The organism is Streptomyces yokosukanensis (genome assembly GCF_001514035.1).
Classification (GTDB): Bacteria; Actinomycetota; Actinomycetes; order Streptomycetales; family Streptomycetaceae; genus Streptomyces; species Streptomyces yokosukanensis.
In genome coordinates, this window is sequence record NZ_KQ948230.1 from 89616 (window position 1) to 104120 (window position 14505).

The 14505-nt window shown below is 69.2% G+C and carries 14 protein-coding genes; 1 reads left to right on the forward strand and 13 read right to left on the reverse strand.

What is annotated here, in order from left to right:
* Positions 1-1920, reverse strand: coding sequence for a methyltransferase, FxLD system (fxlM, locus tag AQI95_RS39685; RefSeq protein WP_067135630.1), 1920 nt, complete (start codon positions 1918-1920; stop codon positions 1-3).
* Positions 1921-1940: 20 nt separating this feature from the next.
* Entirely contained in the window at positions 1941-3929 is a 1989-nt protein-coding gene (locus AQI95_RS39690; RefSeq protein WP_079071840.1) for an ABC transporter ATP-binding protein, read from the reverse strand.
* Positions 3930-4271: 342 nt separating this feature from the next.
* On the opposite strand from AQI95_RS39690, the gene AQI95_RS49970 reads away from it, so the two are divergent.
* On the forward strand, positions 4272-4397 hold the full coding sequence (locus AQI95_RS49970) for a hypothetical protein (RefSeq protein WP_279617047.1): 126 nt from the start codon (positions 4272-4274) through the stop codon (positions 4395-4397).
* A gap of 43 nt (positions 4398-4440) precedes the next feature.
* On the opposite strand, the gene AQI95_RS39695 is transcribed toward AQI95_RS49970, so the two are convergent.
* From AQI95_RS39695 to AQI95_RS39745, 11 genes are all read right to left on the reverse strand, one after another.
* Positions 4441-5229, reverse strand: a complete 789-nt coding sequence (locus tag AQI95_RS39695; protein ID WP_079071841.1) for a 3-deoxy-manno-octulosonate cytidylyltransferase — start codon at positions 5227-5229, stop codon at positions 4441-4443.
* Between the two features lie 22 nt (positions 5230-5251).
* The gene (locus AQI95_RS39700; protein WP_067135631.1) at positions 5252-5818 is read right to left on the reverse strand and encodes an NUDIX hydrolase; all 567 of its coding nucleotides are present in this window, start codon (positions 5816-5818) and stop codon (positions 5252-5254) included.
* Positions 5819-5822: 4 nt separating this feature from the next.
* Positions 5823-6944: an adenosylhomocysteinase gene (locus tag AQI95_RS39705; RefSeq protein ID WP_067135633.1), complete on the reverse strand. Its 1122-nt coding sequence runs from the start codon at positions 6942-6944 to the stop codon at positions 5823-5825.
* Between the two features lie 26 nt (positions 6945-6970).
* Positions 6971-7972: an NAD-dependent epimerase/dehydratase family protein gene (locus AQI95_RS39710; RefSeq protein WP_244189020.1), complete on the reverse strand. Its 1002-nt coding sequence runs from the start codon at positions 7970-7972 to the stop codon at positions 6971-6973.
* A gap of 33 nt (positions 7973-8005) precedes the next feature.
* Complete coding sequence (locus AQI95_RS39715) at positions 8006-8842, reverse strand: aminoglycoside phosphotransferase/kinase family protein (RefSeq protein ID WP_067135634.1); 837 nt, start codon at positions 8840-8842, stop codon at positions 8006-8008.
* Positions 8839-9495 carry a histidine phosphatase family protein gene (locus AQI95_RS39720; RefSeq protein ID WP_067135636.1) on the reverse strand — a complete coding sequence of 219 codons (657 nt, stop codon included), beginning with the start codon at positions 9493-9495 and terminating at the stop codon, positions 8839-8841. Before AQI95_RS39720 ends, AQI95_RS39715 begins: the two co-directional genes overlap by 4 nt.
* Complete coding sequence (locus AQI95_RS39725) at positions 9492-10253, reverse strand: phosphotransferase (RefSeq protein WP_037857406.1); 762 nt, start codon at positions 10251-10253, stop codon at positions 9492-9494. Before AQI95_RS39725 ends, AQI95_RS39720 begins: the two co-directional genes overlap by 4 nt.
* Entirely contained in the window at positions 10250-11095 is an 846-nt protein-coding gene (locus tag AQI95_RS39730) for a class I SAM-dependent methyltransferase (protein ID WP_067135638.1), read from the reverse strand. Before AQI95_RS39730 ends, AQI95_RS39725 begins: the two co-directional genes overlap by 4 nt.
* Positions 11096-11126: 31 nt before the next feature.
* Positions 11127-11639, reverse strand: a complete 513-nt coding sequence (locus tag AQI95_RS39735; RefSeq protein WP_067135640.1) for a P-loop NTPase family protein — start codon at positions 11637-11639, stop codon at positions 11127-11129.
* A gap of 96 nt (positions 11640-11735) precedes the next feature.
* The gene (locus AQI95_RS39740) at positions 11736-12788 is read right to left on the reverse strand and encodes a glycosyltransferase family protein (protein WP_067135643.1); all 1053 of its coding nucleotides are present in this window, start codon (positions 12786-12788) and stop codon (positions 11736-11738) included.
* Positions 12785-14503 carry a carbamoyltransferase family protein gene (locus AQI95_RS39745; protein ID WP_037857507.1) on the reverse strand — a complete coding sequence of 573 codons (1719 nt, stop codon included), beginning with the start codon at positions 14501-14503 and terminating at the stop codon, positions 12785-12787. The genes AQI95_RS39740 and AQI95_RS39745 overlap by 4 nt, the downstream gene beginning before the upstream one ends.
* Positions 14504-14505 lie beyond the last annotated feature (2 nt).

A 14505-nucleotide genomic window follows, 5' to 3' on the forward strand; every position in this document is an offset into this window, starting at 1 on the left:
TCAGGGGTGGAGTGCATAGCAGCGCAGCACGTCGAGATCGGCGGTGCGCACGACGGACCAGCCCGCGGTAAGGGTCTCGGCCTCGGCGGGTGTGATCCCGAGGTGCCTGTACGGATCGTTCTCCTTGCGACGGCCGGCGAGTTCGGTGACGATCCAGAAGGTCCCGCCAGGTGCCAGGACCTGCCGGACGCGGTCGAGGAAGGCCGCCTTGTCGTCCATCCACCGATAGACCAGGCGGCAGGTGACGACCGCATACGTGGCATCCGGCAGGGCGCTGAGGTCATCGGAGACGAAGTCCATCACGTGCCAGGCCGGCCCGTCGCCCTGCTGAGTGGTCCGGGCTGCGGCGATGGCGCTGGGCGCGAAGTCGATGCCGGTGGTGCGGTAACCGAGCCGGTGGAGGTGGCGGGCGAGGGAGCCCTCGCCGGTGCCGACGTCGAGAGCCGGGCGTCCGCGGCCCGGTCCGACATGGTCGGCCAGCAGCGTGGCTTCGTTGCTGGTGACCTCCCGATACCGGCGTCCACCGGCCCAGAGCGGCTCCCAGTAGTCAGCGGTGGCTGGGCTGGTCGCCACGCGGCTGCTGTGCGGGTGGGCGGGACTGCCAGAATCCTGGTCCTGGGCATTGGCTGAGGGACGGTGCAGCACCAGGGAAGCCGCTGCTTTGCCGGGAACGACGGGCCAGTCGATCTTGATTCGCGTGTGCTTCTTATGGAACACGTGCAGGCCGTCGGTGTAAGCGCTGGTCGGTCCAGTGGCGTCCTTGGGCTGGACCGTGATGTGCGGGCAGGGCGCGGCGCGGTGGTTGCGCTGCCAGCGCTGGACGTGCTCGGCCATTTCTGTGGCCACCAAGTGACCGACTGGCCCGTAGCCGTGGATGACGAACTCGTATACGCCTTTGCCGTTTTCACCGTCTCCGATCCGCTCGTGTGCCAGACGGGCCAGTGACGTCCCACGCACGATGGCCGCGCCGGGCCAGTGCGGGGGTGGGGGGCTCATGAGGCCAGTGTGGCCATCAGTGTCGACGGACAGGCGGCAGAAGCCGGGCAGCGCGCCGGCCAGATACAGGGTGAGGGGGTCGAAGGGTTCCTCACCCCCGACGGTGACGTGCGTTCGGACTGTGAAGGGCGCCTTGTCGAAGGCCGGGCCGAGCTGGTCGACAGGCAGTGGGATTCCGTCCTCGAAGGCAAGGCGGATGCCGCGTCCTGGAACGGCGCGCAGGTTCGGGTCCCATGCGCCGGTGCCCTGAATGGGGACGAAGCCGCACACTGTGAGTGGCTCCTCACTGACGAGCGCACCGTCGCGTTTGGTGAAAGCGATGGACCACACGTACTGGTGGAGGCGTAGCGGGGCGACGAGGCGTCCGCCCTCCGCAACCATGGTGATCCACGGCAGATCCCAGGTGTCGACCGTGACGATCACCGCGTCGAAGCCGCCCTCGGGGATGGCCTCGGGGGGTAGATGTTCGGCGTCCGCGGTGAGGACACGGACACGGTCGTATCCGGTGGCGGAGAGGAAGCGGGTGGCGCGGTCGGTGACGTCAGGGTCGATGTCGACGGTGGTGACCTGGCCGGTCCGGCCGACCAGTTCGGCGATCAAGGCGGCGTTGTAACCGCCTGAGCCGACCTCCAGGACATGGTGGCCAGATCGGAGGCGGGCTGATTCGAGCATGACGGCCTGGAGCCACGGTGCGCTGACGGAGCTGCTGATGCGGCCGTCGGGCGTGTGGCGTGTGGGGATGATGTCGTTGGCGTACGCCGTCTGCACGGGCACGTCCGGTGCGAAAGCATGGCGGGGAACCCTGCGCAGGGCGGCCTCGACAGTGGCGGTGCGGACGTGGCCGGCCGCGAGGAGCTGATCGACGAGCCGGTGCCGCAGTGCACTGGGGTCGTGTTCCTGCGTGGTAGTGGGGGGCCTCGTCACCCTGGGGCCTTTCGAGCGGGTCATGCGGGATCCGCGACGGTGGGGGAGCCGGGACGGGGGATGGAGCCCGCGGGGGCGTACTGGGCGGCTTGCGCGTCGAACATCGAGGCGTAGCGGCCTTGGGTGGCCATGAGTTCGTCGTGGCTGCCGTGCTCGACGAGCCGTCCGTGGTGCAGGACGTAGATGCGGTCGGCATGGCGGACGCCGGACATGCGGTGGGTGACCAGGACGACGGCCCGGTTCGGGGCGGCGAGCCGGCGGATGCGGTCGAAGGCGGCGATCTCCGCTTCCGGGTCGAGGGCGGAGGTGGGCTCGTCCACGATGAGCACGCCGTCGGCATCCGAGGTGGCGCTGCGCCAGTGGGTCCGGGCGAGGCCGATCTTCTGCCACTCGCCGCCCGACAGTTCGCTCGCGCCGCGGAACATCCGGGCCAGCAGGGTGCGCAACCCGTCGGGAAGTTTTGCGATGACAGGTCCGGCACCCGCGTAGTCCACGGAAGGCTGCAGGTGCTCGGGGTCGGCCGTTCGGGCGGGCCGCCCGATCCGGATGTTCAACGCCGCTGTCACGGGCCAGCGTTGGAAGTCCTGGGTGAGCAGTGAGACGCGGTCGAAGACCTCGGAGCGGTCCAGGGAGGCGATGTCGGCCTCACCCCACAACACCGTCCCGGTCTGCGGCAGCAACAGGCCCGACAACACCTTCATCAGAGTGCTCTTGCCTGAGCCGTTCTCGCCGACCACGGCGGTGACCGAGCCCATGGGCAGCGTGAGGGAGACCTCGTCCAGGGCGGGGGCTTCCCGGTCCGGGTAGCGGTAGCTCACTTTCTCCAAGACGACCTGCCTCACCCGTGCCGGGACGGAGTCGCCTCCGCTGGGGATGGTGCGCCGTGCCGCCTCGTCCAGGAACCGGGCGTGGTCGCGGACGTAGAGGGACTCCTCGTGCAACCGGTTCACGTTCATCACCAGCGCGCCCAGGCTCGCCGAGCCCGACCGGACGGCGATGACGGCGGTCCCGGCCACGGCCAGACTCATGTGACCGCTCATGATCAGGAGGAACATGGCCCCGTACGTCGCCGCCATGGCGAGGCCGGACAGCGCGGCGGCCACCCACTCGGTGACGGCCTTGCCGGTGGCCAGGCGCTCCTGCTCGGCCTCGGCGCTCTCCGCCATGCGTTCGTAACGGCTGAGCAGGAACGGTCCGACGGCGTGGATGCGGACCTCCTGCGCGGCGGAACGCTCCGTGAGCAGGTTGCCGATGAGACGGCTGGCCCGCACGTGCTCGACCCAGCTCATCACCGACACGTACCGTTCCTGCGCCACCCGCATCGCGCCCCAGCCGCGTGGCGCCGCGATCAGGAGCAGCATCGGCAGCAGCACAGGGTGCAGGATGGTGAGCACACCGGCCGTGGAGACCAGCGAGATGGTCCCGTTCAGAGCGGCCACGCAGGCGCTGATCATGCGGCGGGCGGAACCGGCGCCGTACTGGGCGACGTCGATCAGCCGCCGGAACTCCGGGTCCTCGATGGCCTCCAGCTCCACGGACGCGGCGGCGGCCAGGTACCGGGTCGTGGCGATCCGCTCCACCAGCGGCTCCAGCCGGCCCGCCCGGGAGGTGGACCAGCCGGCCAGGCCCGAGTTGACCACGGCCGCTCCGGCGGCGGCGAACAGGCCGGGCAGGACCGCGTGCAGCCGCTGCCCGGGGGTGCCCGCGCCGAGCAGCGCGTGCATCACGGCGTTCACCGCGAGCAGCCCGACGGCCGCGGCGAGCCCCTGCCCGACCTCGCTGACGGCGACCGTGCGCAGGGCGCGGCGGTCCGCCTGCCACGCCATGCGCAAGGTCGCCCCGACCAGCCTCGGCATGGAGCGCAGAGCCGACGTCATGGTCAGATCGAGCGGGGCGTGCTCGTGTTCCGCCCAGCCCAGGTCGTAGCGCAGGGGGCCGCCGAAGAGCTCCTGCTCGGCGTCGGAGACCTCCGGCTCGGCCATCCGTACCCGCCCGAAGAACCTCTTCACAGCGTGCCTCCCCGCCGGGTGCGGCCCGGCGCCCGGAGGGCGGGCGTGGGCAGCCCGCACGCCCAGGGGACCGTGATCCGAGCCGGATCCCTGCGGCGGGTGTCCGGGTACGCTGCCTCCGCACCCCGTGTCATCGCCCGGGGAGTGGCGGGTGCTGGTGTCCTGGCCGACGTCACGTGGTCCCCCTCGACGGTCGTGTGGCTGCTTCCGTGGTTCAACGAGCCGGCCGACATTTCGAACACATGTGTTTCGGTCGGGTCGGCAACCCCGGGATTGCGCGCGTGCCGGAGGGTGCGGGGTGCATCGACCCTTGCGGCGCCTGGGCCGCCGGCCGGAGCGGCGGTGGCCAAAACGCCGAGCATGCCGCTGCCGCTGCCGCTGCCGCTGCCGCTGCCGCTGCCGCTGCCGCTGCCGCTGCCGCTGCCACTGCGGCGCGCGGGGCCGGCGCACGGTCTGGTCGAACCGTGAGATCAGAGCGCCGGATCCAGTGAGCGGTGGTCGACCGCGGGCATCAGGAGAAGCGGGCGCTCGCAGGTTCGGTGTGAATCCGCAACAAAGTGCTGGCCCTGGCAAGGTCCTCGGGAGTGTCGATTGCCAACCCTTCGTCCGCGACGCCGAGCATCCGTACGCCGTGGCCATGTTCGATGAAGCGCAGCATCTCCACGCCTTCGGTACGTTCCAGCGGCCCTTGAGGGAGATGCCGGAACGTGTTGAGGCCCGATCGGGTGAAGCCGTAGAGACCGAGCTGACGCAGGTACCTCGGTCGGTCACCACGCGGGTAGGGGATCGGCTGCCGGGAGAACATGAGGGCGTTGTGCTCGGCGTCGACGACGACCTTGACGACGTTGTGGTCCAGGACTGCACCGGCGTCGTCCAGCTCCGTGTACGCGTTCACTGCCAGGGTTTCGGGTGCCAGGTGCTCGATGGCTTGGGAGACAGCGTCGATCGCGATGGGGGAGATGAACGGCTCGTCGCCCTGGACGTTGATGTACCCGTCTGCGAGCAGGCGTTCTGCGCACTCCGCGACGCGGTCCGTGCCGGTGTGGTGGGCTCCGGTCCGCATGCACTCGATGCCCAGGCGGTGACACACCTTCTCGATGCGCTCATCATCGGTGGCGACCACCACCCCGTCGAGGCACTTTGCCTCCAGGCAGCGCTGGTGGACATGCCACAGCAGCGGCTTGTCTCCAAGCTGCGCAAGGGGCTTTCCCGGAAACCGGGAGGCTCCCCAGCGGCAAGGGATGACCGCTATGTGGTGGCGGCGCGCGGTGCTCGGCGGTGCGGCGGTGCTGGCTGTCACGGCGTACTCCCGTCGGTGAGTGTCAGGAATGAGTGGGGCGGGGGAGGAGGGCCAGCTTGGCGCGGACGGTCGGCGAGGCGGAGTCCTCGAAGGACCGCCACTCGTAGCCGCTGACCTCTTCGGTTTGGAGGCTCACGGTGTGTTCGGCCCGAAGGAGGAAGGCCCAGCGGAAGTCCACGTGCTGGTGTGCCGGCTCGCCCTTCGCGGGGTTGGCGGCGATGTCGTGTACGTCGATGTCCAGCGGCACGGTCTCGAAGCCGGGGAGGGGGACGACGGCGTCGCGAGGAATGCCGGCCTCCTCGCCCAGTTCACGAAGGGCGGCACCGGGAAGGTCTTTGTCGCCTGGCTCGTTGTGGCCGCCGGGCGCGAGGGCCTTGCCCGTGGCGTTGTGCTGAATGTGGAGCACCCGGTCGTTGCTGTTAATAACGATGGCGCTGCAGGTGACGTGCGTGGGAAAGGTCTTGCGGCTGGTCGGATCGTCCTCGCCGGTAAGGACGACGAAGAGCGCAGCCAGGGCGTCCCGCTCGGACGGGTGGCGGGTGAGGTACGCCTCAACGGTGGCGCTGATGTGGTCGGGGGAAGGCGGCATGGGATCACCCGTCGAAGTAGTCGAACCAGGTCCTGGCGATGGCCTGGCGGTCGGGTGCGGGCATTTCGTGGAGACCGGACTGGAAGCGGCCGTGGCTGAGGGCCGCGGTGGCGGCGAGTATCTCGGCCTGAACGAGATGGATGTATGAGCCGACGGCGGCGCCGTGCACGAAGTTGACGGCGCCGCCGTCAGCGAGGACGTAGAAGTAGTGGCCAGTGATCTCGTAACGCGTCAGATGCTCGCTGACCGGGGTGCGCTTGTAGAGGCCATGGAGGCTGCCGAGTTCAAGTTCGTCCTCTGAGGACGTCACCGAGGCCAGGTACGCCCCGTTGCGCAGGGTGGAGAAATCGCCCTGGCGGAGGGCGAGGTTGCCGGTGGCGCACAGGACGAGTTCCGCCTCCCGGAGCGCCTCGGCCGTCGACGCGCTCGTACGGAAGCCATGGGAATGCGCCTGCACTCTCTTGACCGGATCGGTGTCGTGGACGGTGACGCGCAGGTCTTGGGCGCGCAGCGTCTGAGCGATGGCCCGGCCGACCTTGCCGAACCCGATGACGCAGGCGTTTCGGCTGGTCAGAATGTCGCCGCGGGCGCGTACGAGGGCGTCGGTCGAGAAGACGATGGATCGGCCCACTAGGTGGTCCTCGCAGTCCTTCAGCGGGGAGCGGGCCACCGAGACGACGGGACAGGGCAGGCGGTCCAGTGCCGCGTACCGCTGGTGTCCGTTCTCGGTGTCCTCGACGACGCCGAGGACGCGGCCGGAGAACTTCTCTACCAGGGTGTCGAGGCACGGCGCGAAGTAGCCGCCGATGTCTATCAGGATGACGTTCCGGCCGCCTGCTGTGTCCTCCAGGTACTCCAACGCCCAGGTCGAGTCGGCAAACAGTTCTCGGCTCAGGTCATGGACGGTGAAGGCACGTCGGACCTTCTCCAGCGTCGGCTGGTCGACGGACCTGGGCTTGGGTAGTACAGCACCGACCGTGGACGTCGCGGCCATCGCGCGGAGGAACGCCGGCCGCTCGGAGAGCAGGTGCGTGATGATCAGCGTGGTCACGTGCTCGCCAGCGGGGAACCGTGTTGTGATCTGTCGGAAGAAGGCTTCCAGTCGCGCCTTTTCAGGACTCTCCACTGCAACTCCTTTTGATGTCCCGCTGGTTATGCCGCGCGGCCGTACGCGGCGGTCTCGGCGGCCAGCGCCTGCATGTGGGCTCGCATGCCGTTGTGAAGGTCGACCTGGGGCTGCCAGCCCAAGACCTCATGGGCCCGGCTGGGGTCGGCGCGGGTGGTGAGGACGTCACCGCTGCGGGGGTTTTCGTGGTGAACCTGGATCTCGCGGCCGGAGAGGCTGTTCGCGATGTTGATCACTTCCAGCAGGGAGGCGCTTGAACCACCCCCTACGTTGATCACTCCACTGGCGGTCGGGATCGTGGCAGCGGCGATGGTGGCGGCGACCGCGTCGTCGATGTACGTGAAGTCCCTGCGCTGGTGACCGTCTCCGTACAGACGTAGTGACTGGCCGGTCAGGGCGGCCGAGAGGGCGCGGTGCGTGAACATGTCAGGGCGCTGCCGGGGGCCGTAAACGGTGAAGTACCGCAGAGCGACGACGCTGGTGGGGCAATGGGCCTGGACAGAGTGCGCGAGGCAGAGCTGCTCCTCGGCGAGTTTCGTGACCGCGTACGGGGATGCCGGCTGTGGCCGGTCGGTTTCGACGCTCGGACCGCCCTCGGTGGGGCCGTAGACGCTGGAGGATGAGGCCACCACTAGCCGGGGAATGCCCATACGGGTGACGGCGTCCATGACGCGGTGGGTGGCGAGAACGTTGGAGGCCACGTACTCGCTGAACCTTGGTCCCCAGGAGGGGCGTACCCCGGGGATGCCGGCCAGGTGAAAGACGGCGTTCGCGTCCAGGAGGAGTGGCTCGATCGCGCAGTTGAGGAGGTCAGCGGTGACGTGCATGTACCCCGGGAGCCTCTGCAGGGCGGCAAGGTTGGCTGCGGCCGTGGGATCGGTGGCCGGGTCACGACGGTCGACGCCGACGACGACGGCGCCAGCCTGGACGAGGGCATGCGCGAGGTGGGAGCCGATAAAGCCGGCGGCGCCGGTCACCACGGCCCGGCGGGGGACCGTGGTGGTCAGGTGGGATGCGTGCTGTGACACGGAGTTCTCCAGGAATCCGAGGAGGGGTGTGGTTCAGGCGAGCCGGGCCAGAACGGTGCGGCCGTGGGTGCTGAGGGCGAGATCGTCCTGCTCATGTCCGCGGACCAGGGCGGTGACGGCCTCGATCGCGCCGAAGGACTCCAGCAGTCGCTGTTCGGTGTCGTTCAGCGGCGTTCCGTATCCGGCGAAGAAGGCCGTGCGGAGGTAGGGGGCGGCCTGCCAACGGCGGAATTCGAGCCGGGCGAAGTCGCGGATGCGGGCGTCCCGGCGCATGTGCTCGAAGTCGCACATACCGAAGGCGTCCCCAAGGAGCCAGTTTCGAGGCTGGTAGTCGAGGTGGCATACCGCGCTGTCCATGAGCGTGTTCGCCAGGACGTCGGCGCTGTGGCCCATGCGGTCGCGTTCGGCCGTGGAGATGAGGCCGGCCCGGTCTGCACGGGCGATCCAGTCGCGCAGCCGCTGGGCGAGTTCCGTGCCGATGGCGCCGGTACGCGGTACCGAGGTGGCGTGATGCAGCTTGCCCAGCACGCGCCCGGCATCGTAGTGAGCCTGTTCCTCCTCCGGCGACCCGGGCGCGACCGCATCCGCCCGTACGCCGCGCACCGCGGTGAGCAGCAGGGTGCATGTTCTGTCCTGCCGGCCCACCACTCGGGGGACGTGCCCGATCAGGTGAGCTCCCCAGGCGAGATAGGCATGGAGTTCTCGGATGTATCGGTCGCGTTCGCTGTGCTGCTTGGCGAAGAACTCATTGCCGTCGGCGTCGACCAGACGCAGGACTCGGGGCGGGAGAGTCGGATCGTGCACGATGCGGACCGCTCCGAGCGCGCCGCGTGCCAGGCTCAGGCGCGGATCATCGGACAGCGTGATCACGCGACAGCCTCCTGCGCTAACGCGGCCAGGTGCTCGGTGTCGTTGTGGCGGTCGAGTATCCACCGTCTCTGCCCAAGCCGGTTGAGGTGGTGTTGCCACCGGGTGATGGACCCGTGAGAGACCGTGAATCCGGCCGGAGATCCGAGCGGGATTCCCAGGAGCAGGGTGTGGGCGACGATCACGGTCTCGCCGTGCGCGGCGAACAGGATGCGCTCACCCTCATGATGGTCGATGAGCTCCTGTAGGAGGCGGCCGGCCCGCTCCAGATAGCCGTTCCACGTGTCGGATCCAGCAGCCCAGGGCCTATCCGGGTGGGCGTGCGGCCCACCGTCGGCAGCAGTTTTCACCTCGGCCCAGGGTCTGCCGTCGGCGGCACCGTGGAGCGGACCGTCGAGGCGGTCGTCGGTGGACATGGGGAGGCTGAGGGCCTGGCTGATGATCTCGCCGGTCTGGCGCAGGCGGAGGCGCGGGCCGGCGTACAGCGCTCCGAACGGCTTGTCGCGGTGCTCGGCGGCGAGGCGGAGCGCGACCCGTTCGGTCTGGGCATACCCGCGGTTGGTCAGCCCGGTGCAGGTGCGCGGGCCGCCGACCAGGCCGTCGACGTTGCACTGGGCTTCGCCGTGGCGGACGAAGACGAGTTCTGTGGTGATCATGCGGATCCTTGGGGGCAGGGTCGGGGCGACCAGCGGTAGCGGTAGCCGTTGCGCCCGGCGTAAGGAGCGGTCAGCACGGCGTGCAGCGCGAGGAAGTCGTCGAGCCGCTCGCGATCCGTGATGCCAAGCCGGGGGTCGTGGCGTACGGCGGCCTCGTTGTAGGCGCGCAGCGCCGAGTCAATGGTTGGAGCCGGCAAAGGCCCGTACGTCAGGACCAGCGTCGCGATCAGCTTCGCCAGGTCGTAACCCATCGGCGCCAGCGTCAGATCGTCGGTGTCGACCGTGTAGATCTCGCCGGCCTCGGTGATGATGAAGTTTCGCGGGTTGCTGTCCTTATAGAAGGCGGTCGGCCCCTCGGCGGTCTTCTCCAGCAGCGTCAGCAATGCGTGCAAGGCCGCGCGGTCCGGCAGGTACCCGTGTTCCAGCCTTCTTCGCAGGGCAGCCTGCCGGGGACCGATGTAGTCGCCGAACGCGATGCCGTCACGGAAACGGTGGGGCCGGTTGAGTGCGGCCGGCCGGAGATCGGTGGTCCACGCGGCCCCGTGGGCGTCGCCCAGCAAACCAGCCAGGGCCGGCAGGTCCTCGGTCCGGGCAGGACGGCCGTCGATCCGCTCGTATGTCAGGCTCGTCGGCCCCACCACCGTCAGCGCCGGCAGCCGCAACGGCGGTGCATGCTCGGCGAGCCAGGCGTGATGCCGGGCTGCCGAGGCCACCCGGCCGGGGGTCTCGTAGTGCTTGGTGAACTGGCGAACGCTCACAACCGTCCTCCCCCTGACTGGGCCACTACGAAGGTGACGAGGGACTTGGTGGTGAGGGGCCGGTCCGGCAGGAACTCATGCAGTGTTGCCGCGAGCGCGCCCGGACTGCCGTAAAGGCCCGGGGCGAGGTCGTACTTCGGGTTGGTGGCCAGGTACTCCGCCACGTGATCGTGGCCGTCGAAGGTGAACCTGTGTTCCTCGTGCTCCACAGCGCGTACGTCGAGTGACGCGGCGGCCAGGTCGGCGAGGTTGCCGCTGTGCGCCGAGATGTACAGGCTCTCGTGTTGCTCGGCCCGCGGGTCGAGGCCAGCGGCAGCGACCAGCTGGTCCATCTCCCAGTAGCTATCGAGCCCCTTCGTGACGAGCACGGCCAGCCCTCCCGGAGCCAGCACCCGCTTCATCTCCGCGACCACCGTCTGTGGCTGCGGTGAGTGGTAAAGGCAGAAGGCTGCGACGGCAACGTCGAATGACTGGGCAGGCAGCGGCAGCTGGTGAAAGTTGCCCAGGAGGAAGCTAACTGGGATGTCGGGGAGCCGTTGAGCGCGGTGTAGGGCCTGTTCGATCAGGGCAGGAGCCGCGTCGAGACCGAGTACGCGCTGCGGCCGGAGTTGCTGGGCCAGGGCCAGACTGCTCGTACCGCGACCACAGCCGACGTCCAAGACCAAGCCGAGCTTGTCTGCCTGCTGGTGGTGAGCGCGCACCAGGCGCACGATCGTGTCTGGTACCGGGCGTCCGGAGGTTTTCGCCCGCATCAGGGCATTGGACCGGCCGGCCAGCCGAGAGGCGTGCCCGTACAGTTCCGCTTGCCGCGCGGGGTCCAGGAAGGGGTTGGCGCCACTCATGCCGCACCCGCCCCTCGGAGGCGCGGAGCGCTCAGCGGTGCTCTGCGGCGACCTTGCGCAGCCAGCGGCGCGTCTGTCGCCGGTTGCGCAGCAGCACCACGTCGGCACGGCCCGAGGCGAATTCCTCGATCTTGACCATGACGCGCGGGCGCATCTTGCGGCGGTACGTCGCCACGTACTTGATCACGCCCCAGTGAATGCGGTTGTGCACCCCGTTGCCCTTGTGCCCTGCCCCGTGCCGGATCTGGCGGGAGAAGATCCCGTACAGCGCGGCCACGGTCGAGACGTCCATGAGGACCACCGTGTCGCAGGCTTCGAGCCGGATCTGCAAGGTGGAGTTGTAGTTCCCGTCGATCACCCACTTCGGCTGCGCCACCAGGTCCCGCTGAAGGGCGGCGAATTTCTCCATGGGCAGCGCGTTCCACGCGTCGTCGTAGAACGCGGCGTCCAGGTGCGTGACCGGGGCGTCGAGGATCCTGCCCAGCTCGCGTGCCAGGTAGGACTTGCCGCTGCCTCCGCAGCCGACGATGGCGACCTTCTTCATGGTGCTCCAGCGTAGAGGCGCTCGGGGGCCCGGTCGGACCGGCCGGTCGGACACGTTCGGATGATCCAGGTGCCATGGCCTGGGAAGGCAGCTCCATCACGCCGCACCCCATTCCACATCTACGGGGCAGGCGGCCATGTCCAGGACGGCTTCCAGCGCGTCCACCTGCCGACTCAGGCGGAAGAGGTCCAACCGGTCCAGGCAGGCCGCGATCAGGTCCGCGTGCTGCTGGGTGCCGGCGATCCGCTGGAGGTGGGCGAGCCGCTCGATCACCTCGCTGCCCGAGCTGACGATCAGATCCTTGGGCACGAAGCGGTCCGCGTGCAGGATGTCGGCAGGAGTGAGCGGCAGGCAGCCGGCGAGGACGGCCTCGAAGATCCGCTGCGTCATCTGCCCGACGACGGCGTACCGCTCCGGCAGCATCAGCACGGTTGCCAGAGACCTGCCGTACACGGCGTGGACCGCCTCGAAGGGGAGCCTCCCGAGGAACCGGACGTGCCGCCAGCGATCTGTCTTGGTCCACTTGCCCCCGACAAGGTGATCGAAGCGGGTGGCGGCCGGCGCGAAGAAGCGGTCGAAATGCTCGTCGCGGTCGTACTGGTTCCCGACGTACCCGAGGGCGAGGTCCCGGGGCTTCTTGGCGAGCCTGATCGGATCCGTCTCGTCGAGGAGACGGTCGTCGACAGGGAATAGCAGGCGGTGGGCGCCCGGCGTCGGCTCTAGAGCGGCCTCACACACAGTGGTCTTGCGGATGCGCCGCCACACGCTGTCCGGCCGGAGCTGGCGGTCCTTATCCCAGATCACGGTTGGAGTTCCGAGCCGAACCGTGTACCAGGTGACCAGCTGTGTCTGGCGGTGCAGGTCGCAGGTGTGCCCCTCGGTGCCGCACGGGGTGGTGTTGCGCCCGTCGATCGCCCAGCGCCACTCCAGGAAGAGGACGTCGACGTCCGGGGTGCCGGTGTGGAAGGCGTAGGCGTTGCCGAGGTCGTCGCCGGCCTCGATCAGGTCGCGGTTGGCCTGCAGGAAGACGATCTCGTGGCCGCGGCCGAGGAGGGCGTCGATCAGGGGACGTCGGTGGCTGCGGCCCCCGTCCGGGGTGTCAGTGATCCCGTTGCCGAGGAAACCCCAGAAGCTGTATCCGATCTTCACTTAGTGATCCACCTGCCTTCCAGCAGCAGGGCGTCCAGTCCGGAGTTGGCCAGGCAGTCCAGGGCCATCTCCGGCGTCCCGCAGATCGGCTTGCCCTTGACGTTGAGGGAGGTGTTGATCAGCACCGGCACCCCGGTTCGGCGGGCGAAGGCGCTCAGCGCGTCGTGCATGAACGCGTTCTGCGACCGGGTGACGGTCTGGAGGCGGGAGGTGCCGTTGGCGTGCACGATGGCCGGCACGCGCTCGCGCGCCTCGTCGGTCACGCCGGACGCCATCGACATGTACGGCGCCTCTTGGCCGAGAGTGAAGAACTCCGCGGCGCGTTCGGCCAGGACCATGGGGGCGAATGGGCGGAACGGCTCCCGGAACTTCACGGTGGCGTTCAGACGCTCGACGACCCCGGGCTCCAATGGAGAGGCGAGGATCGAGCGATTCCCAAGGGCACGAGGGCCGGCTTCGACTCGTCCCTGGAACAGCCCGACGATCATGCCGTGGGCAAGCTGGTCGGCGAGGAACTCGGCGGACTCCACGCCCAGCGTCTTCTGCTGGAGCCCGGGCCACGGCGTGAGGTCAAGGGTCTTGCGCTGGTACGACGGGCCGAGATAGCAGGCCCGGGCGACGCCGGACACAGGCCGCCGGCTGCGGCTGCCGGTGTGCACGGCGATGGCGGCCCCGATCGCGGTGCCGGCGTCGCCCGGGGCGGGCGGTACGAAGACTTCGTCGAAAATTCCGGCCTCGATGATCCGCCCGACGCTCACGCAGTTCGTAGCGACTCCACCGCCGACACACAGGCGACGCGATCCGGTGATCGTCCGCGCCCGGTGGGCCAGATGCAGCATCACCTGCTCGGTGCGCTCTTGAAGTGCGGCGGCCATATCCCGGTGGACGTCTTCGATCGGCTCGCTCGGGTGGCGCTCGGGGCACGTCTCGGCGATGAAGCGGCGAGAGGTCCTCGGGTAGCCCGAGGTCAGCACGCGCGGCGGGAAGTAGGCGGGGTCGACCGAGAAGCCCGTGGGTGTGGTTCGCACGGCCCGGGCAAAAAGGTGGCGGAACCGCTCCGGATCGCCGAGGGCGGCGAGCGCCATCACGGTGCCCTCCTCGTCACCACGGCGCCACCCGAGGTGCTCGGTGACCGCGCCGTACACGTAGCCCAGGGAGGCAGGGTCGTTGATCGCCTCCAGGGTGCGCGTGGAGGGGTGGAGCGCGTTGTGTCCACGGGCGATGGTGGTGGTCTGCCGCTCGCCGAGGCTGTCCACGATGAGCACGGCGGACTCGTTCCACCCTGAGGCGGCGAAGGCCGTCAGCTGGTGGGCCCGGTGGTGCAGCACGGGGAAGACACAGGAGGAGGGGAACCGCTGGCCGAGGGCGCGGGTGCGCAGCTGGGTCCGCAGCGCCACCTTGGCGAAGCCGCGCGCCCTCGGCAGCGCCCGGTCGCGCGTCGTCGGTGACAGTGCGAGGCGCAGTGCCGCTGGCGACTCGGCAAGGTAGTGGGCGGGCCGGAAGTTGTAGGCGACGGCGTCGACGTCGGCTGCGGTGAGCCCGGCCTCGCTCAGCAGCCACTCGACGGCGTGGCGGGGGTAGTCCTTGGTGTGCTTGTGCTGAGAGAGGCGTTCCTCCTCCACGAAGCCGAACATCTCCCCGTCTACCAGCAGGGCAGCGGAAGAGTCGTGCGTGAAGGAACACAGCCCGAGGATGACCGAGGGCGCGCGGTCCATGG